This is a genomic window from Vibrio cincinnatiensis DSM 19608, from assembly GCF_900167345.1.
GTDB classification, from domain to species: Bacteria; Pseudomonadota; Gammaproteobacteria; order Enterobacterales; family Vibrionaceae; genus Vibrio; species Vibrio cincinnatiensis.
Map to the genome: position 1 here is coordinate 1 of NZ_FUXB01000023.1, position 24,489 is coordinate 24,489.

General features: G+C 45.7%; 17 protein-coding genes, 5 tRNA genes and 1 pseudogene. 16 read left to right on the plus strand and 7 right to left on the minus strand.

Translation table 11 applies throughout. The features are described from left to right. Together B5D54_RS15765 and rep are read left to right on the plus strand one after the other, a co-directional pair. A partial coding sequence (locus tag B5D54_RS15765; RefSeq protein WP_139364794.1) for an IS630 family transposase occupies positions 1-329 on the plus strand: 329 nt, incomplete at its 5' end. Between the two features lie 121 nt (positions 330-450). Next, entirely contained in the window at positions 451-2,469 is a 2,019-nt protein-coding gene (gene rep, locus B5D54_RS15770; protein WP_078927512.1) for a DNA helicase Rep, read from the plus strand. Positions 2,470-2,523: 54 nt separating this feature from the next. On the opposite strand, the gene B5D54_RS15775 is transcribed toward rep, so the two are convergent. Next, the gene (locus tag B5D54_RS15775) at positions 2,524-2,931 is read right to left on the minus strand and encodes a c-type cytochrome (RefSeq protein ID WP_078927513.1); all 408 of its coding nucleotides are present in this window, start codon (positions 2,929-2,931) and stop codon (positions 2,524-2,526) included. A 296-nt stretch (positions 2,932-3,227) separates the two neighbouring features. Between B5D54_RS15775 and B5D54_RS15780 the strand changes: the two genes are divergently transcribed. The 10 genes from B5D54_RS15780 (at position 3,228) to B5D54_RS15825 (ending at position 11,294) form a co-directional block, all read left to right on the plus strand. Then, positions 3,228-3,304, plus strand: a tRNA-Arg gene (locus tag B5D54_RS15780). Between the two features lie 38 nt (positions 3,305-3,342). Further along, positions 3,343-3,418, plus strand: a tRNA-His gene (locus B5D54_RS15785). 65 nt (positions 3,419-3,483) lie between these two features. Continuing rightward, a tRNA-Pro gene (locus tag B5D54_RS15790) sits at positions 3,484-3,560 on the plus strand. 70 nt (positions 3,561-3,630) lie between these two features. After that, positions 3,631-3,706: transfer RNA gene (locus B5D54_RS15795), tRNA-His, on the plus strand. Positions 3,707-3,770: 64 nt separating this feature from the next. Further along, a tRNA-Pro gene (locus B5D54_RS15800) sits at positions 3,771-3,847 on the plus strand. Positions 3,848-4,759: 912 nt separating this feature from the next. Then, positions 4,760-6,475, plus strand: a complete 1,716-nt coding sequence (locus B5D54_RS15805; protein WP_078927514.1) for a dipeptide ABC transporter ATP-binding protein — start codon at positions 4,760-4,762, stop codon at positions 6,473-6,475. 93 nt (positions 6,476-6,568) lie between these two features. Beyond that, positions 6,569-8,122 (plus strand): ABC transporter substrate-binding protein, encoded by a 1,554-nt coding sequence (locus B5D54_RS15810; RefSeq protein ID WP_078927515.1) that lies wholly within the window; start codon positions 6,569-6,571, stop codon positions 8,120-8,122. 225 nt (positions 8,123-8,347) lie between these two features. Continuing rightward, on the plus strand, positions 8,348-9,325 hold the full coding sequence (locus tag B5D54_RS15815; protein ID WP_078927516.1) for an ABC transporter permease: 978 nt from the start codon (positions 8,348-8,350) through the stop codon (positions 9,323-9,325). Positions 9,326-9,327: 2 nt separating this feature from the next. Then, positions 9,328-10,266, plus strand: coding sequence for an ABC transporter permease (locus B5D54_RS15820; RefSeq protein WP_078927517.1), 939 nt, complete (start codon positions 9,328-9,330; stop codon positions 10,264-10,266). A gap of 146 nt (positions 10,267-10,412) precedes the next feature. Continuing rightward, positions 10,413-11,294, plus strand: a complete 882-nt coding sequence (locus B5D54_RS15825) for an SPOR domain-containing protein (RefSeq protein ID WP_238096138.1) — start codon at positions 10,413-10,415, stop codon at positions 11,292-11,294. A 50-nt stretch (positions 11,295-11,344) separates the two neighbouring features. Here the strand turns inward: B5D54_RS15825 and gorA are convergent, their stop codons facing one another. Next, the gene (gorA, locus tag B5D54_RS15830; RefSeq protein ID WP_078927519.1) at positions 11,345-12,700 is read right to left on the minus strand and encodes a glutathione-disulfide reductase; all 1,356 of its coding nucleotides are present in this window, start codon (positions 12,698-12,700) and stop codon (positions 11,345-11,347) included. Between the two features lie 50 nt (positions 12,701-12,750). Then, positions 12,751-13,590, minus strand: a complete 840-nt coding sequence (locus B5D54_RS15835; RefSeq protein WP_078927520.1) for a 23S rRNA (adenine(2030)-N(6))-methyltransferase RlmJ — start codon at positions 13,588-13,590, stop codon at positions 12,751-12,753. Positions 13,591-13,746: 156 nt separating this feature from the next. Between B5D54_RS15835 and prlC the strand changes: the two genes are divergently transcribed. Both prlC and uvrD read left to right on the plus strand, forming a co-directional pair. After that, positions 13,747-15,789, plus strand: coding sequence for an oligopeptidase A (prlC, locus tag B5D54_RS15840; RefSeq protein ID WP_078927521.1), 2,043 nt, complete (start codon positions 13,747-13,749; stop codon positions 15,787-15,789). 118 nt (positions 15,790-15,907) lie between these two features. After that, positions 15,908-18,082: a DNA helicase II gene (uvrD, locus tag B5D54_RS15845; protein ID WP_078927522.1), complete on the plus strand. Its 2,175-nt coding sequence runs from the start codon at positions 15,908-15,910 to the stop codon at positions 18,080-18,082. Positions 18,083-18,784: 702 nt separating this feature from the next. On the opposite strand, the gene B5D54_RS15850 is transcribed toward uvrD, so the two are convergent. The 3 genes from B5D54_RS15850 to rarD all read right to left on the minus strand — a co-directional run bounded on the left by B5D54_RS15850 (position 18,785) and on the right by rarD (position 21,292). After that, positions 18,785-19,441, minus strand: a complete 657-nt coding sequence (locus tag B5D54_RS15850) for a LysE family translocator (RefSeq protein WP_078927523.1) — start codon at positions 19,439-19,441, stop codon at positions 18,785-18,787. A gap of 75 nt (positions 19,442-19,516) precedes the next feature. Then, on the minus strand, positions 19,517-20,311 hold the full coding sequence (locus tag B5D54_RS15855; protein WP_078927524.1) for an AraC family transcriptional regulator: 795 nt from the start codon (positions 20,309-20,311) through the stop codon (positions 19,517-19,519). Positions 20,312-20,389: 78 nt separating this feature from the next. Further along, positions 20,390-21,292, minus strand: coding sequence for an EamA family transporter RarD (gene rarD / locus B5D54_RS15860; protein ID WP_078927525.1), 903 nt, complete (start codon positions 21,290-21,292; stop codon positions 20,390-20,392). 175 nt (positions 21,293-21,467) lie between these two features. On the opposite strand from rarD, the gene recQ reads away from it, so the two are divergent. Both recQ and B5D54_RS15870 read left to right on the plus strand, forming a co-directional pair. Beyond that, positions 21,468-23,303: an ATP-dependent DNA helicase RecQ gene (gene recQ, locus B5D54_RS15865; RefSeq protein ID WP_078927526.1), complete on the plus strand. Its 1,836-nt coding sequence runs from the start codon at positions 21,468-21,470 to the stop codon at positions 23,301-23,303. Continuing rightward, positions 23,296-23,601, plus strand: a complete 306-nt coding sequence (locus tag B5D54_RS15870) for a DUF3630 family protein (RefSeq protein WP_078927527.1) — start codon at positions 23,296-23,298, stop codon at positions 23,599-23,601. Before recQ ends, B5D54_RS15870 begins: the two co-directional genes overlap by 8 nt. 65 nt (positions 23,602-23,666) lie before the next feature. Here the strand turns inward: B5D54_RS15870 and B5D54_RS15875 are convergent. Next, positions 23,667-24,401 (minus strand): annotated as a pseudogene (locus tag B5D54_RS15875) (ABC transporter ATP-binding protein); the annotation flags it as partial. Positions 24,402-24,489: the final 88 nt, after the last annotated feature.

Genomic DNA, 24,489 nt, shown 5'->3' on the forward strand with positions numbered 1-24,489 from the left:
AAAAGGAGCATTACCCGTTGGAGCAACAAGTTCACCTAGTTCTTGATGGCGCTGCCTATCATCAGTCAGAGTTGGTGAGAAATGCGGCAAAAGTGCTCAATATCGAGCTTCATTACTTACCGCCTTACAGTCCAAATTTAAATCCAATCGAGCGGCTTTGGAAGGTAATGAATGAGCATGTAAGGAACAATATTTACTTCCGCTCGAAGGCTGAATTTACAACGGCTATTAATGAATTTTTCAATGTGACGCTGCCAAAAGTTGCAGGCTCACTGGTATCCAGAATTTCGGATAATTTTCAGATTTTGAAACCTGCATCTTCAAGTTGAGCGGGTATAGTTATGCAATACACTTGTACAGTAAAATTAAAAAAAATACTCGGTTCTTTTCTTGGAACTCCCCTTAACCGGCATTATCATGACCAGCCCGAATCCTAGATCAGAAAACACGATGAAGCTGAATTCAAGACAAGATGAAGCGGTCAAATATGTATCAGGACCTTGCCTTGTACTTGCTGGTGCCGGTTCAGGCAAAACTCGAGTGATTACCAATAAAATAGCCTATCTCGTACAGCAATGTGGCTATAAAGCTCGCAATATCGCTGCCGTGACCTTTACCAATAAAGCCGCACGTGAAATGAAAGAGCGGGTGGGTAAAACGTTGGGTAAGGCGGAATCTCGAGGCTTAATGGTTTCCACCTTTCACACATTAGGGCTCAATATTATTCGGCGTGAATATAAGCATCTCGGCCTAAAATCGGGCTTTTCATTATTTGATGATCAAGATCAGTTAGCATTACTTAAAGAGCTCACGGATAAACAGTTAGAGGGTGACAAGGATTTATTACGCCAGCTGTTGAGCACCATTTCCAACTGGAAAAATGACATGATTTCTCCAGCGCAAGCGAAAACACTGGCGAAAGGTGAACAGCAGCAACTTTTTGCATTCTGCTTTGAGTGCTACCAAAAGCAGATGCAATCCTATAATGCGCTGGATTTTGATGATCTCATTTTACTTCCCGTACTATTGTTACGTCGCCAGCAAGAGGTTCGTGAGCGCTGGCAAAGCCGTATTCGTTATTTATTGGTCGATGAATATCAAGACACCAACTCTAGCCAATATGAGTTAGTGAAGTTGTTGGTAGGGGAACGAGGGCGATTAACCGTGGTGGGCGACGATGATCAGTCCATCTATTCTTGGCGAGGTGCGAAACCACAGAACCTTGTTCAACTTGGGCGTGATTTTGCTAATTTAAGGCTGATTAAGTTAGAGCAAAATTATCGCTCGACAAGCCGAATCTTGCGAGCTGCGAACATTTTGATCGCCAATAATCCTCATGTGTATGAAAAAACGTTATTTTCTGAAATACCTGAAGGGGAAAAGCTCAAAGTAATTATGGCCAACAATGAGGATCATGAAGCTGAACGAGTGACGGCTGAACTCATTGCCCATAAATTTCTTAACCGCACTGAATATCGTGACTATGCCATCTTATATCGAGGTAATCATCAATCACGATTAATTGAAAAGTCTCTGATGCAAAACCGTGTGCCATATAAATTATCAGGCGGTACTTCATTTTTTTCTCGGGCAGAAATCAAAGATATCATGGCGTACCTACGTGTATTAGTGAACCCTGATGATGACAATGCATTCCTGCGTATTGTGAATACACCCAAGCGGGAGATTGGCCCAGCGACATTAGAGAAATTGGGCAGTTATGCCAATATGCGTGGGAAAAGCTTATTTTCGGCCAGTTTTGAGCTAGGGCTTGAGCAGCATCTTTCTGGTCGTGGTTTAGATAATCTACGCCGTTTTACTCAATGGTTGGTGGCTATTGCAGACAATGCTGAGCGAGGAAATACCGTAGAAGCGGTACGCTCATTAGTGCGCGATATTCACTATGAAGACTGGTTATATGAGACTTCTCCCAGTGCCAAAGCGGCGGAAATGCGCATGAAAAATGTGTCTGAACTCTATTCATGGATTGTTGCCGATTTAGAAGGTGATAATCACGATCAACAAGAGAAAACCTTAAAAGAAGTGGTACAACGTTTAACGCTGCGCGACATGATGGAGCGTGGAGAGCAAGATGATGACAGTGATGCGGTACAGTTGATGACGTTACATGCCTCAAAAGGCCTTGAATTTCCGTATGTCTATTTAATTGGCGCTGAAGAAGGCATTTTGCCACACCAAACCAGTATTGATGAAGATAACGTCGAAGAAGAGCGGCGGTTAATGTATGTCGGCATTACTCGTGCTCAAAAAGAGCTAACGTTCACCTTATGTAAAGAACGCCGTCAATTTGGCGAGTTACTTAAACCGACCCAAAGCCGCTTTTTAGATGAATTACCTTATGATGATGTGGAGTGGGAAACTAAGAAAAAAGTCCTTTCGCAAGAAGAGCGGATGAGTAAAGGGCAAGCCCATATTGCGAATTTAAGATCCATGTTTAATAAAACATAGCACCTATCAGGGCTTGTTCAACCCATGTCCAAGCTCTGATAGGTAGAGAATGGGTTACAGTCCAGCAATCATATGTTCAATAGCAGCAACAATTTCTTCATCGGAACAGTTCATGCATGTGCCACGGGCTGGCATAAGGTTAAAGCCCTGTATCGCATGGTTTACCAGCACATCTTTGCTTTGTGCAAGTCGAGGAGTCCAATCTTGGGCATTTCTAGTTTTAGGTGCTCCAGTTACTCCGGTTGCATGGCAGGCTGTACAAAAAGTTTTATAGACTGTCTCACCATCACGGGGGCCGATAGGCTCTTCTTTTATCGGTTCACTACCAGCAAGATAAACGTTTCCGACAGGTTTGATGCGTTCAGCAATAGCATCATAATCACTTGGGCTGGTCGCAAACGCCGAGACCGAAAAGGTAAACACGGCGAAAAATACGCTTAAGGCTGATCGAGACATATCCATTAACTCACTTTACATTTTAAGGGTAAGTGTGGCTTACCTAAGTTTTATACTAAGATGGGGTTGGCATCGATTTAAAGATCTGTCTCTGTTAAATCAATGTAAACGCGTGGTGAGTATATCCCGATCAGATGTTGCAATAAACAACAAGTTGCGATCTTCAAGGCATGAATCACATCTCATTAATCAGCTTTATCGCAGACGGTTGATGAAAAAGCCGTCAAACAAGAAAAAAAGTTGAAAAAGTACTAGACGACCTCAGGGGATATACGTATTATTCCACTCCGCCGATAGGGCATGCGCCCGTAGCTCAGCTGGATAGAGCGTTGGCCTCCGGAGCCAAAGGTCGAAGGTTCGAATCCTTTCGGGCGCGCCATCCGGTTGGTTGATTGGTGCATGTTGGCAACATTGATGGTGGCTATAGCTCAGTTGGTAGAGCCCCGGATTGTGATTCCGGTTGTCGCGAGTTCAAGTCTCGTTAGCCACCCCATTATTTAGGTAACGGATGTTCCCTTTCTTGATTAAATTCGAGATAAAATAAGTAAGAGATTTTGTCGGTGAATAGCGCAGTTTGGTAGCGCATCTGGTTTGGGACCAGAGGGTCGGGGGTTCGAATCCCTCTTCACCGACCACTTATTCGAAAGCTATGCAATAGCGTAGCTTAAAATAACGGCAGACAAGCGGTTATTGCAAAAGTTGATGGTGGCTATAGCTCAGTTGGTAGAGCCCCGGATTGTGATTCCGGTTGTCGCGAGTTCAAGTCTCGTTAGCCACCCCATTATTTAGGTAACGGATGTTCCCTTTCTTGATTAAATTTGAGATAAAACAAGTAAGAGATTTGTCGGTGAATAGCGCAGTTTGGTAGCGCATCTGGTTTGGGACCAGAGGGTCGGGGGTTCGAATCCCTCTTCACCGACCATTATATTGAGCCCTAGTCGAAAGACTGGGGCTTTTTATTTTCTGTATTTTTACCGAGAAGAGTGGGGTTCGCCTGCTATTCAAACTCAGCTCTTCACCGACCATTATATTAAGTGCTAGTCGAAAGACTGGGGCTTTTTATTTTCTGTATTTTTTACCGAGAAGAGTGGGGTTCGCCTGCTATTCAAACTTGTCTTTTCCCAAAATGGTACTTTTTTACTTAGATGGTTGGGGTTTTTAGGATTTTTATTCTCATATAATGAGAATGATGGATATTTACAATCAGAGTTTTTATTTTTGGAAATATGCATATTCCCAATCGAAAGTGATAACGATGATCAGCAGGGGCTGAACATGGCAACATTACTTTATATCCCCACATGAATGACATCTTCTACCTTCTTCTTCTTGTGATCGAAAATGCCAATATTCCACTTATTGCTAATATTTATCCCTGTTAAATTTAATTAATCTAATTTTTTGAACTGGGTTTTTGGTTAATAAGGTATGTATTGTTTCTTTATTGTTAATGGTGGCTTTTGCTGCTGATTGAAAGAATATGCGACTTTGTCTTTTACGATCTCTTTTCTTTTTTATAAAAAATAGTAATAAGCACTGATATATAGCGTTGTATTATGAAAGTGATTATCTGGTTTGACCATTTGATATCTATATATTTTGCATTTTTATTCGATTTAGCTGCTTTGTTTCGGTGTGTTATCGAGTTTTTATCCTTGGATTGTTGCTTTTATGTGAGATTTTTGCCACATTGATGAACTTGTAAATAGCCAGCAGATTGTACTGTGTTGGTCGAAGGGAATCATTGGTCTTTACACAATCGCCAGTGTGAATTGGGATTGCGTGAGATTCAGACAGGGCAGTATTGTGCCAAAGCAGTTGAGGTCTGGTTTACATGTCACTTTTAGAAGTTAATCATCTACGCATCGAATATCCGTCACGCCATGGTGTTCACGCGGCGGTCAAATCGCTCAGCTTTAATATTGAGCGCGGTGAAATTGTTGGCGTCGTGGGTGAGTCTGGCGCAGGTAAGTCGACGGTTGGGAATGCGATCATTGATCTATTAAGCCCTCCCGGAACGATTGCCGGAGGTGAGGTATTCTTAGATGGAGAGAAAATCTCTGGTTTATCTCCTGAAAAAATGCGTCAAGTTCGTGGCTCAAAAATTGGGTTCATCTTTCAAGATCCCATGACTTCGCTTAACCCCTTGTTTACGGTTGAACACCAACTGACGGAAACCATCCACGCGAATATGAAGGTCACTCATGAAGAGGCTTATCAACGGGCTTTATCTCTCATGCAACAAGTGGGCATTCCTCAGCCAGAAAATCGTTTAAAGCAGTACCCTCACCAGTTTTCTGGCGGTATGCGGCAACGGGTCGTAATAGCGATTGCGTTGGCAGGGGAGCCGGATTTAATCATTGCGGATGAACCGACCACGGCTCTGGATGTATCGATTCAAGACCAGATACTGTCGCTCATTCGTGAGTTGTGCAAAAAGAATAATGTTGGGTGTATGTTGGTGACTCATGATATGGGGGTGGTTTCCAATGTGACGGATCGGGTTGCTGTTATGTATCGCGGTGATTTAGTCGAATTTGGCCCAACAGCAAAAGTATTGGGGGACCCTGATCATCCCTATACACGCAGTTTGATTTCAGCTGTTCCTCGTTCAGATATTAAGTTGGATCGCTTTCCTCTCGTCAGTTACATCGAAGAAGCCAGTGAACTGGCTCCGCTCGATATTAAGCACCATTGGTTAGGCCAAAGCCAAGATCAGCGTGCTTATACGGGCCCGCTTTTGAACGTTGAGAATGTTAATCTTCGTTTTGTAACCAAAGACTCCTTATTTGAAAGCCGCCGTGAATATGTGCAAGCGTCCAATAATGTGAGCTTTCAAGTCCATGAAGGAGAAACGTTTGGTCTTGTTGGCGAGTCTGGTTCTGGAAAATCGACCATTGCACGAGTGATCGCTGGGCTTTATCAACCCAATGAAGGGCGGGTGACTTTCGAAGGCATCGATCTCACTGGGCTTAAATCAGAAAAGCAGCGCCGCCCAATGCGTCGTCAGATGCAAATGGTCTTTCAAAATCCTTATACCTCCATGAACCCTCGTATGAAGGTGTTGGACATTATCGCAGAGCCGATTCGTTTTCATAAACTGACCGACAATGAGTCGCAGACCCGTCAGATAGTGAATGATTTATTGGACTATGTGGGACTGGGGCGAATGGCGGGGCTTAAATATCCCCATGAATTTTCTGGTGGTCAGCGGCAGAGAATCTCGATTGCCCGCGCTTTGGCAACCCGTCCTCGATTATTGATTTGTGATGAGCCGACCTCAGCATTAGATGTGTCCGTTCAAGCGCAGATCCTTAACTTGCTGAAAGACTTGCAGCAAGAGCTGAATTTAACCATGTTGTTTATCAGTCACGATTTACCCGTGATTCGGCAAATGTGCGATCGAGTGGGGGTGATGCAAATGGGAACCCTATTAGAAGTTGCTCCGACCGAACAGCTTTTTACGACACCACAGCATGAATACAGCAAACAACTGATTTCCTTAATGCCCGAATTTACCGGGTTAAGAGAAAAGGTTGAAACCACCTAGTTGGTTGTTTCATTCCATATCAAGTAGAAAAAACACTCATTAACAGTAGTACAATAACATTAGGGATAGATATTCCCGCATAAGGAGTTATGCATGATAACTTTTAAAAGCAAGCTGACCTTAGCTTTAATGGCGGCAGGATTGAGTTTTTCACTCAGTGCTGCGCAGATTAAAATCGCTTACGATTCAGATCCTGTCTCCATGGACCCTCATGAGCAGCTTTCAGGGGGAACGCTGCAACTATCACACATGGTCTTTGATCCATTAATTCGTTTTACCCAAGAGATGCAGTTTGAGCCGCGTTTAGCTCAGTCTTGGCAACGCTTAGATGATGAAACGATGCGGTTTACTCTACGCCAAGGTGTAAAATTTCATTCCGGTAACCCTTTTACTGCGGATGATGTGGTATGGACCTTTAATCGATTGAAAGATTCCGCCGATTTTAAAGGTATTTTTGAACCTCTTGCCTCTGTCATCAAGGTGGATGATTACACGGTCGATATTAAAACGAACGGGGTTTATCCGCTGATTGAAAACGTGGCAACGTATATTTTTCCGATGGACAGCAAGTTCTACACTGGAACAACGACAGACGGAAAAAATAAAGCAGAAATCGTTAAACACGGGTCTTCTTTTGCCTCAACCAATGCCTCTGGAACGGGGCCTTTTATTGTGACCGAACGTGAGCAGGGAATCCGAGTTGAGTTCGCTCGCTTTGCTGATTACTGGGATAAAGAGAGCAAAGGTAATGTAGATAAGCTGACGCTGGTGCCGATTAAGGAATCGGCCACTCGAGTGGCGGCTTTGTTGTCTGGAGGGGTTGATATGATTGCCCCTGTTTCGCCCAATGATTATCAGCGCATTCGTAATGCGAAAGACATTGAGCTGTACACCATGCCGGGCACGCGAGTGATCACTTTCCAACTGAACCAAAATAGCCATGAAGCATTGCGTGATGTACGTGTTCGCCAAGCGATTGTTTATGCTATTAATAACCAAGGTATTGTTGATCGAGTGATGCGCGGTGCCGCAACGGCTGCTGGGCAGCAAAGCCCAGTAGGGTATGCTGGCTATAACGAAAATCTCAAACCACGCTTTGATCTTGAAAAAGCCAAACAATTGATGAAGGACGCGGGGTATGAAAATGGTTTTAACATGACCATGATTGCCCCAAATAACCGCTATGTGAATGATGATAAAATTGCTCAAGCTGCATCGGCAATGCTTGCTCGAATTGGTATTAAAGTGGATTTAAAAACCATGCCGAAAGCGCAATATTGGCCAGAGTTTGATAAATGTGCTGCGGATATGCTGCTGATTGGTTGGCACCCAGATACCGAGGATTCAGCGAACTTTACTGAGTTCTTAACCATGACTCGTAATGAACAGACGGGGAAAGGTCAGTATAACTGTGGTTATTACTCCAATGCAGAGGTCGATGCTTTGGTTGATGCTTCTAATGTGGAAACCGATCTTGTTAAGCGGAGTGAAATGCTGAAAAAAGTAGAAGAAATTCTCTACAACGAAGCGGCCTTTGTTCCACTTCATTGGCAAGATCCTTCTTGGGCGGCAAAGAAAAACCTAGAGTTGGCACCGATCATTAATGGTATGGATTTCCCTTACTTTGGTGATTTGGTCGTCAAGTAGTGTACCGATGATGATAGTAAACCGACGTTAAGTGGGTTAATGAGAAGCGGCAGAAAGTATTCGTCGCTTCTCGTTTTATCGCTACGCTTTGTGCGTTTTTACAGGATATATCGCTTACCTTGTTGAGCTTAATTTTTATTCGGTCGGATTAAGCAGGTTATTAAGGCTGAAGATTTTTCATTGTGCAAGGTGCGCAATGGTCATGGATAGTTTAAGGGGCAGGGAATGTTTTCTTTTCTGGTCAAGCGCCTGTATCAGGCGGTGATAGTGATGTTTGTCATCAGTTTGGTGGCATTTGCAATTCAAGATAACCTCGGAGATCCACTGCGTGAATTGGTGGGGCAATCTGTGTCAGAGGCGCAGCGTCAAGCGATGCGTGATGAACTCGGGCTGAATGACCCATTCTTAGTCAAGTACACTCGCTTCCTGTCTGCTGCTGTTCAGGGCGATTTAGGGACCTCTTATTTTTTCAAGCGCCCGGCTGTTGATGTGATATTGGATAAATTGGTCGCCACATTAGAGCTGGTTTTTGTGGCAACCCTGATCATTATTGCGCTTTCCATCCCTCTTGGCGTTTATTCCGCTATACATCCCAAGCGTTGGTTTTCGAAACTGATCATGGCCGGAAGTAGTGTGGGTATTTCCATTCCCGTCTTTTTAACCGCCATTATGTTGATGTATATCTTTTCTATTCAATTGGGTTGGCTACCTTCTTACGGGCGAGGTGACACTACGCGCTTATTAGGGTGGGAATCGGGTTTATTTAACCTTGATGGCTTGCGCCATTTAGTGCTGCCCAGTATCGCTTTGGCTTCCATTATGCTGCCGCTCTTTATCCGTTTAGTTCGGGCGGAAATGCTTGAAGTACTCAGTTCAGAATACATAAAATTTGCTAAAGCCAAAGGCTTAGCGATGAATAAAATTTATTTTCAACATGCGTTAAGAAATACATTACTCCCGGTGCTCACCGTGGGTGGCGTGCAGATAGGAACCATGGTGGCCTACACCATTTTAACGGAAACCGTTTTTCAATGGCCGGGAACGGGCTTGCTCTTTTTAGAGGCGATTAACCGAGTGGATACCCCACTGATCACCGCTTATGTGATTTTTGTTGGTCTGCTTTTTGTGGTGACCAATACCATTGTCGATTTGCTGTATGGGTTGATCAACCCAACCGTTAATTTAACCGGAAAAGGGGCGTAATCATGACTTCGGTAACAAGCACGCCTTCACTTTGGCAACGTTTTAAGCAATCGGATTTTCTGTATTACTTTCTACGCGATAAAGTGGCGATGGTCAGTTTTGCGTTCTTTCTGCTGTTTTTAACAATGGCATTAACCGCTCCGTTATTGGCCCCAACTAACCCTTACGCTTTAGCCTCCATTGACATCATGGACTCAGAGTTACCACCTGTTTGGTTGGAGGGGGGGGATGAACGTTTCCTGTTAGGGACGGATGAACAAGGGCGAGACATTCTCTCGACCATTTTGTATGGCTCACGGCTGTCGCTGACCATTGGCTTTTTAGCTGTAGGCTTGCAACTGCTTCTCGGGATAGTGATTGGGTTATCGGCAGGTTACTTTGGTGGCCGGATTGATAGCTTCTTGATGCGTTTTGCCGATATTCAGCTCTCTTTCTCTACCATGATGGTCGCAATCATTGTTTCGGCTATTTTTAAAGCCAGTTTTGGTGGTGAGTTTTATAGTCAATATGCAGTCGTGATGTTGGTGGTCATTATTGGGGTTGCTGAATGGCCCCAATACGCTCGAACGATTCGAGCATCGGTATTGGCAGAGAAGAAGAAAGAGTATGTCGAAGCGGCACGAGTGATGGGATTTAAATCGTTACGCATCATGTTTAGGCATATCTTACCTAACTGCCTGTCGCCTATTTTGGTTATCTCAACGGTACAAATTGCCAATGCCATTATGTCTGAAGCGGCACTTTCTTTCCTTGGTTTAGGGTTACCGGTTGATCAACCATCATTAGGAGCGCTGATCAGTATTGGTTTTAAATATATTTTTTCCGGTGCTTGGTGGATAACCGTCTTCCCTGGAGTGGTATTGATAAGCTTAGTTTTGGTGATCAACCTACTGGGGGACTGGTTACGGGATGTGTTCAATCCAAAAATTTATAAAGGGTGAGGCTAGTCAGTTGATTTTATAGTGATAAGCCACCTACACTGAGAGTCGTAAGCAATTACGGCTCTTTTTTTGCATCTATTTTCGCACCTAAAACCATTTACGCTGTCACTATAGTAGGGATAACTATGGATATAAAAGTGCTCGAAATGTCTAAAATTACCCATCGAGTTTTATTAAGCCTCTCCTGCTGCACGGTGGCTCTGTTCTCATTTCCTGTGCTTGCTCAGGATTTTCTCTGCGATGCGACCCAAGCGGCCAGTGATCAACTGCCGGTTCTGGATTCATCATGCCCACTGGGGCAAGGGTTGTGGGGGAATACGTTACCGAAAGGCCAAGATTCCAAATTCTGGATTCAGTGTGGCTTATTAGCATCCCCCTTATCGGTGGAACAGGCGAAAGCACTCTATGAGAAAATATCAACGGATGTGTGGATGAAACCAGAAGGCAGTGGGACGCGCTGTTTAATCGGGCCTTATAATGATTATGCCCAAGCCCGAAAAGAACTGACGGGAGTGCGTGCCCTTGCGGGATATAAAGAGGCTTTTCTTCGAGAAGTGAGTAAAAGTATCGTTTCGCAATCCCAACCTCAAGGTGCTTCTGTTCAGCGCCAACCTACACCCGTGAAAACAAGAACACCGACAGCGAGGCCGCTAAAGAGCCCCCCTCCAATCCAGCCAGCCAGCGATGCAATCGTGATTCGTCATCAAACATCATTCAATGGGCTGACCTATGCAATTCCGTATACCACATCAGACAAAGTCCAGTTTTATATGGAACATAATCAGGCTTGGAACCGCTTGAATTATAGCGGCGCAAAAAAGATGTGTGAGAGTCAGAACATGCGTTTAGTGACCGAAGAAGAATGGCAACAGTTGCTGAGTTCAAAAGTCATGGAGAAAGAACAGTGGCCCATGTATTTGCCCTATTGGGGGCAAAATAATAGAGGTTTATTTACCAGCGGAAAAATAACGAATCTAAAAGGGAATTCTTTACTGAGTGTGGTGTGTGTAAAATCAGCAATGGAATAAAACGCCCCGACACGAAAACGTGACGAGGCGTAAGTTTATATTTTTACGCCTCAGCGCATAGTAACAAATTCCTCACTGCCGGTCGGATGGATGGCGACGACAGAATCGAAATCAGCTTTAGTTGCACCCATTTTCATTGCCACGGCAAAACCTTGGATCATTTCATCGACGGTATAACCAATACCGTGTAAACCCACCACGGTTTCTTCTGGGCCTGCGCACACCAGTTTCATTTTACAAGGCTGGCGATGTGACGTGACGGCGGTGTACATGGCCGTAAAGCTGGAGGTATAGACTTTGACCTGTTCTGCGCCATATTTAGCAATGGCATCGGGTTCACTTAAGCCGATGGTGCCAATCGGTGGGTGGCTAAAGACAACGGTAGGGACTAAATCGTAATCCATTTTCGCTTCAGGCTTGTTGTTAAACAGGCGTTCAGAGAGTTGGCGTCCGGCTTTGACCGCGACGGGGGTGAGTTCTATACCGCCTTGCATAATATCGCCCACGCAGTAAATGCCCGGTACGTTGGTATTTTGGTATTGATCAACCTTGATGTAACCTCGTTCTGTGGTTTCAACACCGGTTGCCGCTAGGTTAATTTCATCCGTTGCGGGGTGGCGACCAATGGCCCAAATGAGTGTATCGACATTTTGGCTATGACCATTTTCTAAATGGAGCGTGAGGCTGCCATCGGCTTCTTTCACCACTTCTTTCGGAATGGAATGCGTATGCAGGGTTGGGCCTTCGTTTTTCATCACTTCGGTTAAGGTATCGATGATCATCGGGTCAAAGCTGCGCAGAGGGGACTCTTTTCGTACAAAAAGGTGGGTTTCGGTTCCTAATGCATGTAGTACGCCTGCAATCTCGACCGCAATATAACCAGCACCGACGACGGCTACACGTTTAGGTTGCTCGGTTAATTCAAAGAAACCGTTTGAGTCGATACCGTGTTCGGCACCGGGAATCGTTGGAATGCTCGGGCGACCACCCACTGCGATTAAAATATGATCTGCAGTGTACTGTTTGCCATTCACTTCAACGGTTTTTTCGTCAACAAAACGGGCAAAACCACGGATAACGTTTACCTTGTTGTTACCTAATACGCGGTCATAGGATTGATGAATGCGCCCAATGTATGCTTGGCGATTTTTGATCAGTGTCGACCAGTCTAAGCCTTTTACATCGACATCAAAGCCGTAATCTTTGGCGTAGAGATGCAATGCTTCTGCGACTTGCGCGCCGTGCCACATGACTTTTTTCGGCACACAACCGACGTTAACACAAGTACCCCCGAGATCTTTGGCTTCAATCAGAGCGACTTTGGCTCCGTACATGGCGGCACGGTTTGCTGAGGCGATACCGCCACTACCGCCACCGATACAGAGATAATCAAAATGTGTGGTCATTACTTTCTCCATTATTCTTTTTGAGTGCTTCTTGAATAGATTGGGTCAGTTTATTCTGGAACAACCCATTCGACTTTAAAATGTCCCGTTACGGGGGCGATGGCCTGTTTGAGAAACGGCAGTATTTCTTGCATTTCACTTTCCAACTTCCATGGCGGATTAATCACTATCATTCCAGATGCCGTCATGCCACGTTCATTGGTATCTGGAGCGACGCCCAATTCAATTTGCAAAATTTTACGGATACCAAGGTTGGCTAAGCCTTCTAACATGTCATCAATATCACAGCGATTAACCACGGGATACCAAATCGCATAAATGCCGGTAGACCAGCGTTTATAGCTTTGAGCAATGGCTTGCACCACATCTCGATACTCTTTCGCCAGTTCATATGGTGGGTCGATCAGCACTAAACCTCGGCGCTCTTTCGGCGGGAGGCTAGCTTTTAAGCGGGCGAAACCATCTTCTTTATAGATGGCAACTTGACGATCACGCTGAAATTCTTGTTCAAGCAGTGGGTAGTCACTTGGGTGTAGTTCGGTCAACACCATGCGATCTTGTGGACGGAGGTGTGTCCGAGCCACTCGCGGAGAACCCGGATAATAGCGTAGCGTGTTGCCATTATTGAGTGCTTTGATGGCCGCTAAATAGCTATCGATAGCGCTAGGCGTTACATTTTGTTGCCAAATGCGCGCAATCCCTTGCTTATATTCGCCGGTTTTTTCAGACCATTCGTGGGTCAGGTCATAACGGCCAACTCCAGAGTGGGTATCATGGTAGACAAAAGGCTTGTCTTTTTGTTGCAAGGCATTGAGGATAAGGCTTTGCACAATATGTTTTAATACATCTGCATGGTTGCCAGCATGAAAGCTGTGACGATAACTTAGCAAAATAAGCCCTCAAAACACTCAAATTGAGCGTTGGTTGTGAATCAAAAGTATTGACTGATTATACGCCACTATTGAAATTTGCTGAACCTACCTATATTTACTATTTCATCGCTGCAAAATATCTAGGCACATGTCTTAACCCAAAAGGAATGTTTTATGTCTAATCCACTTCTCACCTTTACGGATTTACCTCCGTTTTCTGCCATTAACCCCGAGCATGTAAAGCCTGCGGTTGAGAAAGCGATTGAAGATTGCCGCACTCAAATTGAACAGGTGCTGCAAGAGAATCGCCAACCCACTTGGGAGAGTGTGATCGCTCCAATTGAAGAAGTGGATGATCGTTTAAGCCGTCTTTGGTCGCCAATCAGCCATATGAACTCAGTGCTCAACAGTGATGAACTGCGTGACGCGTATGAAAGTTGCCTGCCACTGCTGTCAGAATATGGAACTTGGGTTGGACAACACAAAAGGCTATTTGAAGCTTATAAAGCGATCAAAGCCAGCCCAGAGTTCAGTCAGCTGAGCCGCGCGCAGCAAAAAACCATTAATGATGGGCTACGTGATTTTGAGCTATCCGGTATTGGTCTGCCTGCCGCTGAGCAAAAACGCTACGGTGAGATCAGTAAACGTATGTCAGAACTTAGCTCTAAGTTTTCCAATAATGTATTGGATGCGACCATGGGCTGGACGAAACATATTGCTGATGCAGAGCCATTGGCGGGTATGCCTGAGTCGGCGTTAGCGGCGGCGCAAGCGGCCGCACAGGCAAAAGGGCTTGATGGGTATCTCTTAACCTTGGATATGCCGTCTTATCTCCCGGTCATGATGTATTGTGAGAACCAAGCATTGCGTAAAGAGTTGTATGAAGCTTATGTGACTCGAGCTTCTGACCGCGGCCCGAACGCAGGGAAATGGGACAACAGTGAAATCATTGCTGAGAAGCTCAAGCTGCGGCATGAAATCGCTCATATGCTGGGTTTTAGCACTTACAGTGAAAAATCTCTGGCCACCAAAATGGCAGAAACGCCGGATCAAGTGCTCAGTTTCCTCAATGACTTAGCGAGCAAAGCTAAGCCGCAAGGGGAGCGTGAAGTGGAAGAACTGCGTCAGTTTGCCGAGCAAGAGTATGGCGTAACTGAGCTTGAGTTGTGGGACATCGCTTATTACAGCGAGAAACAAAAACAGCATCTGTTTGATATTTCTGATGAAGAGCTGCGTCCTTATTTCCCTGAAGCTAAAGTTGTTAGCGGCCTGTTTGAAGTATTGCAGCGCGTATTTGGTATGCGTGTGCAAGAGCGTGATGGAGTGGATACTTGGCATCCGTCTGTGCGCTTTTTTGATATTTTTGATGGTCAAGATCGTTTGCGGGGCAGTTTTTATCTCGATTTATACGCTCGTGAGCATAAACGTGGTGGTGCATGGATGGATGATTGTCGAGGTCGCCGTATCACCCTCAATGGTGAGCTGCAAACTCCCGTGGCTTATCTCACCTGTAACTTTAACCGCCCAGTAGGGGATAAACCTGCCCTGTTTACCCATGATGAAGTGGTGACGCTATTCCATGAATTTGGGCATGGTATTCACCACATGTTGACGCAAGTCGATGTGGGCGCGGTGTCAGGCATTAATGGCGTGCCGTGGGATGCGGTGGAACTGCCTAGCCAGTTCTTAGAAAACTGGTGTTGGGAAGAAGAGGCGCTGGCCTTTATCTCGGGCCATTACCAAACCGGAGAGCCGCTACCTAAAGCGATGTTAGATAAAATGCTGGCAGCGAAAAACTTCCAATCTGCAATGTTTATTTTGCGTCAGTTAGAGTTCGGCTTGTTTGATTTTACCCTGCATACCACGTATGACCCTGAAGTTGGTCCGAAAGTGTTAGAAACATTAGCGGAAGTGAAAAAGAAAGTGTCCGTATTGCCGAGCCTAGAGTGGAACCGATTCTCCCACAGCTTTAGTCATATTTTTGCTGGCGGTTATAGCGCAGGATATTACAGCTATTTATGGGCAGAGGTGTTATCGGCGGATGCTTTCTCTCGTTTTGAAGAAGAAGGTATTTTTAATGCTGAAACTGGGCGGAGCTTTTTAAATCACATCCTAGAAATGGGCGGCAGTGAGGAACCGATGGAACTGTTTAAACGCTTCCGTGGTCGTGAACCACAAATTGATGCCATGTTGCGTCACGCCGGAATTGCCGCATAATTCACGCGGAAATACCTTGCAAGGGGAGTCATAGTGCTCCCCTTTCTTGTCATTTGGTTATCCCTTCGTTTAAGAGTATAATCGTGCAAAATATGTATAAATAACCAGTAGCCTAGCCATGATGGATCCTTCTCTTTTACTCGACGGCCTCAATGATAAACAGCGTGAAGCGGTCGCCGCGCCACTTGAAAATCTGCTTATTCTCGCGGGGGCGGGAAGTGGTAAAACACGGGTACTGGTCCATCGTATCGCTTGGTTAATGTCGGTGGAGCGCTCTTCCCCCTTTTCCATTATGGCAGTGACTTTTACCAATAAAGCCGCCGCTGAAATGCGCGGGCGAATTGAAGAACTGATGATGGGGAGCGCATCCGGCATGTGGACGGGCACTTTTCATGGCATTTGTCACCGCATTCTCCGCGCTCACTACCTCGATGCTAAGCTACCGGAAGATTTTCAAATCCTCGACTCAGAAGATCAACAGCGTTTGTTGCGCCGCTTGATTAAAGCACAGAATTTGGATGAAAAGCAGTGGCCCGCCAAGCAAGTGTGCTGGTGGATTAACGGCAAAAAAGATGAAGGGCTGCGCCCCCGCCATATTGACGCTTATCGAGATCCCGTTACCCAAACCTATTTACAGCTCTATACCGCGTACCAAGATGCCTGTGATCGGGCGGGGTTGATTGATTTTGCGGAAATATTACTCAGAGCCCATGAACTGCTGCGTGATAAACAGCATATTCGTGAGCATTACCAAGCGCGTTTTAAGCATATTCTGGTGGATGAGTTTCAAGACACCAACAACATTCAGTATGCATGGTTACGGATGATGGCGGGCCCTGACTGCCACGTCATGATCGTTGGGGATGATGATCAATCCATTTATGGTTGGCGCGGAGCAAAAATTGAGAATATCGAAAAATTCACGCTGGAATTTCCGAGTGTGAATACCATTCGCCTTGAGCAAAATTACCGCTCCACCAAAACCATTTTGCAAGCGTCCAACGCATTAATCGCCAATAACACCGAACGTATGGGCAAAGAGTTATGGACCGATGGCAGTGAAGGTGAACCGATTTCTGTCTACTCAGCGTATAACGACTTGGATGAAGCGCGGTTTGTGGTGAGCAAAATCAAAGAGTGGCAGGATAAAGGCGGGGTGCTGAATGATTGTGCGATGCTTTACCGCAATAACGCCCAATCACGGGTGTTGGAAGAAGCGTTGCTGCAAGCAGGATTACCTTATCGTATTTATGGTGGAATGCGCTTCTTCGAACGGCAAGAGATCAAAGATGCACTCAGTTATTTACGCTTAATGGCGAACCGAAATGATGATTCGGCATTTGAGCGAGTGATCAATACCCCCACCCGTGGTTTAGGTGATAAAACCTTGGAAACGGTGCGCTTTGCCGCGCGGGATCGGGGCTGCACGTTATGGGAAGCCTCGCTTGCTCTACTCAATGAACAAGTACTGACGGGGCGTGCAGCGGGAGCTTTGGGGCGCTTTGTCGAACTGATTAATGCATTGGAAGATGACAGTGCGGAAATGCCGCTCCATGTACAAACTGACCATGTGATTAAAACCTCAGGCCTGTACGCCATGTATGAGCAAGAAAAAGGTGAAAAATCCAAAGCCAGAATTGAAAACTTAGAAGAACTCGTTACCGCGACGCGTCAGTTTGAAAAACCGGAAGAAGCGGAAGAAATGAGTCTATTAACCGCTTTCTTAACCCATGCCGCATTAGAAGCAGGAGAAGGGCAAGCGGATGAGTTTGATGATGCGGTGCAATTGATGACCTTGCACAGTGCGAAAGGCTTAGAATTCCCTCTGGTCTTTATGGTAGGGGTTGAAGAGGGCATGTTCCCGAGCCAGATGTCGGTTGAAGAAGCGGGCCGTTTAGAAGAAGAACGCCGTTTGTGCTACGTAGGCATGACCCGTGCAATGCAAAAGCTCTACATGACTTATGCAGAAATTCGTCGTTTATACGGGCAGGATAAATACCATAAACCCTCGCGTTTTATCCGAGAATTGCCTGAGCAATGTTTGGATGAAGTGCGAATGAAAGCGCAGGTAAGCCGTCCGGCAAGCAGTGGACGCTTTAGTGCTACTGCAGTGAAAGACAATTTTAATGAAACGGGCTTTAGTCTCGGGTCTCGGGTGCGCCATCCAAAATTTGGTGAAGGTACCATTATCAACTTTGAAGGTAGTGGCCCGCAGAGCCGAGTTCAAGTTGCGTTTAATGGTGAAGGCATTAAGTGGTTAGTGACTGCTTATGCCAAATTAGAAAAAGTGTAGTCGCTTTCAGCGATACTTCGGTGTATCGCTGATGCTGAACGGTCAAGTTTTAGCTCGATAGCAAAAGAAAACCCCGCGGGCAAAGCCCTGCGGGGTTATGGTCTTACTCGCAGCAATCCAGCTACTAAATAGGTGCTCCCTGCATCTATTCCTTGATAGTGTGCTATTCCTTCAGCGTAATCCGTTCATCGCCTTCCTAGCGGTGTCCTCGATCATCCTGATCTGCTAACCATCCTGTTAGCGCACATTACTTGTTCCCTGAGCAGTGTCCTTGACATCATCCTGATGTTTAGTCCTTGCCTCATCCAGAGGGGTCCATTGTCATTCCGTTGTCGCTACCATCCTAGTAACGATCGAGTCCGTTCAATGTCCTTGATGCTATCCTTGCCGATTGTTTATCCTCAACAATCGCGCCTTCATCCTGAAGCTCACTATCCTTAGTGATTCCTTTTCCCTGTCAGCATCCTTCCGACACCCTCCATATTACGGATTTGTCTGAACCTCACAAGAGTAGGAAATTGATGATTTTATCCATACTTTGATGTCTTTTGTCTATATTTCTTACTTATCAATAAGTTAAATTGTTTTATTCGGTTTTTGTCAGTAAGGAAAGCGAGATTTACTTACTTATTTGTGCGAGATCTCTTACAAGAGCTCAGGGCGATTTACTGCTGTTAAAAAATAGCTTCGTAGGCTTAAACGCTATGTCAGCACGCTAAACAGTGCTTGGCATAGAATGATTGAGCCAATTAAGCTAAAAATTATGCCACAGAGCGCGTCAATATAACGATGGGCTTGCTGCAATCGACGTTGCAAGCTTTCTGTTGAAAGCATCCAAGCCAGTGATGCAAACCATAGCAGCGATAATCCCCATAGAATAATTAAAGCGAATCCTTTTCCTTGTAGCGACATCTCAGTTGGTACTAGGGTCGACATCAAGCTAATGAAAAAGACTAAGGCTTTCGGGTTTAAAATATTGGTGATAAAACCCCGCGAAAAAGCCTGACGTTTGTTACTGAGCAGCAAAACAGGACGTGAAGAGGTTTGGTCAGTGGTTGTTTGCCAATGTTGTACCGTGTGTCGTAAGGCATGAAGGCCGAGATAAAGTAAATAACCCCCTCCTGCGAGCTGTAAAATCGCAAACAAAACGGGGTGCTGATGCACTAAGTAGCTGATGCCCGTCAAGCTCAAGAGTGAATGAAGAAAAATACCACACGATAGTCCAAGTGCGATAAATAGACCGATTTTTCGTCCGTACCGTGTCGCGTTTTGGAGCACTAATGCGACATCCGGCCCCGGACTCATTAAGGCGATGAAATGGACGCTAGCAAGCGTAAGTAGTAGGCTGATTTCGTTCATGGTTAAGTCTTGTGATGAATCATTTGCAATAGCCTGCCAGAAGAATGGGCCAGACGATTGTAAATTTTTGACATGTTAGTTAATCGCTGAGGGGGATACGCCATAGGTGAGTTTAAATGCTTTGGTAAAATGAGCTTGATCGTAAAATCCAACTTGCAGAGCAACGTCAGTACCACACACACCACGTTGCAAGAGTTTCATGGCTTGCTCTAAGCGTAGCCGAGAAAACCAGGCATAAGGGGTGATGCCCATTTGTGCTTTAAAATGTCGTTGAAACTGTGTTGGGCTTAATTGACAAAGTTGCGCGAGTTGCTCTAACCGTATTGGCTGATCTAAATGAGCGAGTAAAAACGCTTTCAATGTCCCGATGGTCTGTTTACCTAAGGGAATAATGGGCTGTGGTTTATGGACACCATAGCGGGAAAGTAGTGAGTTAAAGCCTTCATAAGGTAAGCAATCTTTCGCCAGTTGGCTTAAGTGGGGCTGAGTCAACACTTTGTGGAAGTGATTTAATTGTGAAAAGATGGCGCTATCACTCACAATCAGATGCTTAAAGCGGATGATGTTTTCTGGCGAGGAAAGCTCAAAATATTCACTAAACCACTCGGGTGTAACGGAAAAGACTCGCACTTGATAACCGGAATCCAACAATGACCGGCCGTCATGTAATTCATCCGGAGGCATAATGACCACTTCTCCCGGCCCAACCAAATGTTGCTCTCCACGGTGAGCAAACTTTTGTTGCCCACCGGTGATGAGTCCAATGTGGAAATCCAAATGGTAATGACGCCGAAAAGCAAACTTTTTATAGTCCGCTTCAATCAAACTTATCGCTTGGTGAGGTGTTGAATAATAGTGGACTTTATCCATATTAAGTCAGTCGTGGAATAAACATCATCGAGCTAAGTTAGCGGTTGGAAAAGTGCTTGTCTTGTAAAAAATGATCATCTAACGGCGGCGTCTGCGGTTATAGACGGCGGCATCAAAGCTAAATACCAACAATGCTCCCCAAATAAACAGAAAGGTCACGGCTTTATCACTAGAGAAAGCTTCGCCATACACCAGCACGGCTAATAGAAACATAAAGCTTGGCCCAATATATTGGAAAAAGCCGAGCGTGGATAATTTTAGCCGAGTGGCTGCCCCAGTAAAACAGAGCAAAGGGAGTGTGGTGACAAGGCCCGCACTGACCAGCAAGAGATTGAGGTGCCAATCATTGACCGCCAGTGAGCTGGTGGGTGAATCTGCCAGAAGAAACAGATACAAAGTAGCCATGGGGAGTAACACTAATGTTTCAATAAATAAGCCACTTTGCGCGCCGACCCCCACTTTTTTACGCAGCAAACCATAAATACCAAAAGTGCTGGCGAGCGCTAAAGCAACGATAGGGATAGAACCAAATAAAACCAACTGAATCCCCACCCCAATGGCGGCTAGCAGTACGGCAAACCACTGTAATTTACGTAGTCGCTCACCTAAAAACAGCATTCCGAGAAAGACGTTCAGAAGGGGGTTAATGTAATAGCCTAAGCTGGCATCCAGCATATGGTTAGAGTTAATTGCCCAGATAAAAATCAGCCAGTTTCCCCCGATCAGCAGAGAGGTCAGTAGCAGATAGAACAGCTTACTTTTTGACTGAAAAACAGTGACCACGGCTTTCCATTGGCGGCCAACGTGTAACAGCCCCGCCAGTAAAAAGAAGGACCAAATGATACGATGGCTGAGGATCTCAAGTGGAGATACGTGGCCAAGTAGTTTGAAATAAATGGGAGCGATCCCCCACATGGTATAGGCGCTGATCGCTAACACTATCCCTTTCTTGGCTTCTTCTTGGTGTTGTTCAGGTGTCATGTTTTACATCTCGTTGAGTACGCAATCATGAATATTGCGAATGGGTCGCCAGTATAGCGTGTAAATCGGATTCCTCGAACATTTTGCGGTTTTATTCACCGACAAAGGGCACTACAATAGCCGATCTATTCTGATGCTGACGTATCAGTCTTCCCACTCATAACAAAGAGCCAGCATGACCGCCACTTTACTCGCTGAACAATCCGATCTCACCTCACACCCGCAGCATGTATTGCGTGAGGTTTTTGGCTACCAGACTTTTCGAGTTGGCCAACAAGAGGTGATTGAAGCGGCGGTGGCCGGCCAAGACAGCTTAGTGATCATGCCAACAGGTGGGGGAAAATCGCTCTGTTATCAAATTCCAGCCCTTATCCGTGATGGCGTGACGGTGGTGATTTCTCCGCTGATTTCACTGATGAAAGATCAGGTTGACCAACTTAAAGCAAACGGTGTGGCGGCTGAATGTGTGAATTCAACCCTGAGCCGAGAAGCACTACAAAGTATTTATCAACGTATGCATGCGGGGCACATTAAACTGTTGTATGTGTCACCGGAACGGGTTCTCACCTCCGACTTTATCGAACGGCTCAACCACCTGCCAATCGCTATGATTGCAGTGGATGAAGCGCACTGCATTTCACAATGGGGGCATGATTTTCGCCGCGAATATGCCGCATTAGGTCAGCTTAAACAGCAGTTCCCTCATATTCCGTTTATGGCTTTGACCGCCACCGCCGACGATGCCACTCGCGGCGACATCTTGCACCGCCTGCAACTCAATGAACCGCATATTTATTTAGGTAGCTTTGATCGCCCCAATATCCGTTACTCATTGGTCGAAAAGCATAAACCCGTGTCGCAAGTGATTCGTTATTTGGAAACCAAAAAAGGGTTATGCGGGATTATCTACTGTGGCAGTCGCAAAAAAGTGGAGATGTTGACGGAAAAATTGTGCAACAACCGTATTCGTGCCGCCAGCTACCATGCAGGAATGGAAGCCGATGAACGCGCCTATGTTCAAGAAGCGTTTCAGCGAGATGATATTCAGATCGTGGTGGCAACGGTTGCCTTTGGGATGGGTATTAATAAACCCAATGTCCGTTTTGTGGTGCATTTTGATATTCCGCGCAATATTGAATCTTATTATCAGGAAACCGGACGAGCCGGGCGTGATGGTTTGCCTGCCGAGGCGATGATGCTGTATGACCCCGCTGATATTATCTGGCTGCGACGTATGCTGGATGAAAAAGAAGAGGGGCCACAAAAACAAGTCGAAAGCCATAAGCTGACCGCTATGAGCCATTTTGCCGAAGCGCAAACCTGTCGTCGCCAAGTACTGCTCAACTATTTTGGCGAATACCGTGATAAGCCGTGTGGAAACTGTGATATTTGCCTTGATCCGCCTAAGCATTTTGATGCAACCGAACAGGCGCGCAAAGCGCTCTCTTGTGTGTATCGAGTTAACCAAAGTTTTGGCATTGGTTATGTGGTGGAAGTGCTGCGTGGGATGCAAAATATCCGTATTCGTGAAAATGGCCATGACAAGCTCTCCACTTACGGCTTAGGGCGCGATCATAGCCATGATTATTGGGTCAGTATCTTTCGGCAGTTGATTCACAAAGGGTTACTGCACCAAAATATCACCCGCAACTCGACTTTACAGTTGACGGAAGAAGCGCGTCCGGTATTACGTGGTGATAAAGCGATAGAGCTGGCGGTGCCCCGTTTAGATACGGCCGTTCGGACCGTAAAAGCCGATAAACTATCGAGCAAGAACTACGATAAAAAACTGTTTGCGAAATTGCGTAAGTTACGTAAATCCATTGCTGATGAGGAAGGCTTGCCTCCTTACGTGGTCTTTAGTGACGCCACCTTAATTGATATGGCTGATATCTTACCCACTTCCTATGGAGAGATGCTGGCAGTCAATGGGGTTGGGCAACGCAAACTGGAAAAGTATGCCGACCTATTTTTAGATGCGATTCAGGAGCATTTGACTGGACATGGCTGAGTTTGGCTTAAGTGAGTATTTAGCCCCGCAAGGGCGCATTATTTTACGTACTCCACCATGGGATTTTGACTCCTTTCCTAAGCTAGCCGAACGTCTACTCCGGTTACTTTCGGCAACGGTGCTTGAAAAACAGTTGGATGCCGATATGCATAGCTGGCTGATCGATTTTGAAGGTTGCCATCTGCTGCTACGAGCAGAACATTACAGTGCCAGTGTGTGGATTGAAGCCATGAGTGCAGGGCAAAGCCATGAAGAGCTGGACTTTATCGCTCAGCTTTTGGCTAATCAGGTGCGATAAGTCCGCTCTCGGTGATTGGGCAAAAAGGCCATTTCACTTCAATATCGGTTCGTTGCAAATGAGACTTATGGTTCGGTGGTTTCTCCAATAAATCCCCCAGTTTGGTGATCCCACAACTGAGCATAAATACCTTGACGGGCGAGCAGTTCTTGGTGTGAACCTTGCTCAACGATCTTTCCCTGATCCATCACGATTAAACGGTCCATGGCCGCAATGGTAGAAAGGCGGTGCGCAATGGCAATCACGGTTTTACCTTCCATCAGCCGTTGTAGATTGTCTTGAATCGCGGCTTCCACTTCGGAGTCGAGAGCCGATGTCGCTTCATCCATAATCAAAATGGGCGCATTTTTGAGTAAGACCCGAGCAATCGCAATGCGCTGGCGTTGCCCACCGGAGAGTTTCACTCCTCGCTCACCCACTTGTACATCGTAACCACTATTCCCGCTCTCATCTTGTAGCAGGTCAATAAAGTCATGGGCTTCCGCTTGGCGGCTGGCATCCATCAGTGCTTGTTCATTAGCATTTGGGTTGCCGTAGAGAATATTGTCACGAATCGAGCGGTGCAGCAGTGAGGTATCTTGAGTGATCATACCGATTTGCTGGCGTAGCGACTGTTGCGTGACTTGGTCGATGGCTTGCCCATCAATCTCTATCTTGCCAGATTGAATATCGTAAAAGCGGAGCAGGAGATTCACTAAGGTTGATTTACCGGATCCAGAGCGGCCAACAATGCCTACTTTTTCGCCCGCTTTAATATGTAGATCGAGGGCATTAAATACCGGTTTTTGATCGTTATACCCGCTCAACTTGAAGATGCAGGTTTCAAAATCTGAAAATTATCCGAAATTCTGGATACCAGTGAGCCTGCAACTTTTGGCAGCGTCACAT

Excerpts from the sequence above, each read along its gene's own strand:
- rep (WP_078927512.1), top strand. The coding sequence starts at position 451 with ATGAAGCTGAATTCAAGACAAGATGAAGCGGTCAAATATGTATCAGGA.
- B5D54_RS15775 (WP_078927513.1), bottom strand. The coding sequence starts at position 2,931 with ATGGATATGTCTCGATCAGCCTTAAGCGTATTTTTCGCCGTGTTTACC.
- B5D54_RS15805 (WP_078927514.1), top strand. The coding sequence starts at position 4,760 with ATGTCACTTTTAGAAGTTAATCATCTACGCATCGAATATCCGTCACGC.
- B5D54_RS15810 (WP_078927515.1), top strand. The coding sequence starts at position 6,569 with ATGATAACTTTTAAAAGCAAGCTGACCTTAGCTTTAATGGCGGCAGGA.
- B5D54_RS15815 (WP_078927516.1), top strand. The coding sequence starts at position 8,348 with ATGTTTTCTTTTCTGGTCAAGCGCCTGTATCAGGCGGTGATAGTGATG.
- B5D54_RS15820 (WP_078927517.1), top strand. The coding sequence starts at position 9,328 with ATGACTTCGGTAACAAGCACGCCTTCACTTTGGCAACGTTTTAAGCAA.
- B5D54_RS15825 (WP_238096138.1), top strand. The coding sequence starts at position 10,413 with ATGTCTAAAATTACCCATCGAGTTTTATTAAGCCTCTCCTGCTGCACG.
- gorA (WP_078927519.1), bottom strand. The coding sequence starts at position 12,700 with ATGACCACACATTTTGATTATCTCTGTATCGGTGGCGGTAGTGGCGGT.
- prlC (WP_078927521.1), top strand. The coding sequence starts at position 13,747 with ATGTCTAATCCACTTCTCACCTTTACGGATTTACCTCCGTTTTCTGCC.
- uvrD (WP_078927522.1), top strand. The coding sequence starts at position 15,908 with ATGATGGATCCTTCTCTTTTACTCGACGGCCTCAATGATAAACAGCGT.
- B5D54_RS15850 (WP_078927523.1), bottom strand. The coding sequence starts at position 19,441 with ATGAACGAAATCAGCCTACTACTTACGCTTGCTAGCGTCCATTTCATC.
- B5D54_RS15855 (WP_078927524.1), bottom strand. The coding sequence starts at position 20,311 with ATGGATAAAGTCCACTATTATTCAACACCTCACCAAGCGATAAGTTTG.
- rarD (WP_078927525.1), bottom strand. The coding sequence starts at position 21,292 with ATGACACCTGAACAACACCAAGAAGAAGCCAAGAAAGGGATAGTGTTA.
- recQ (WP_078927526.1), top strand. The coding sequence starts at position 21,468 with ATGACCGCCACTTTACTCGCTGAACAATCCGATCTCACCTCACACCCG.
- B5D54_RS15870 (WP_078927527.1), top strand. The coding sequence starts at position 23,296 with ATGGCTGAGTTTGGCTTAAGTGAGTATTTAGCCCCGCAAGGGCGCATT.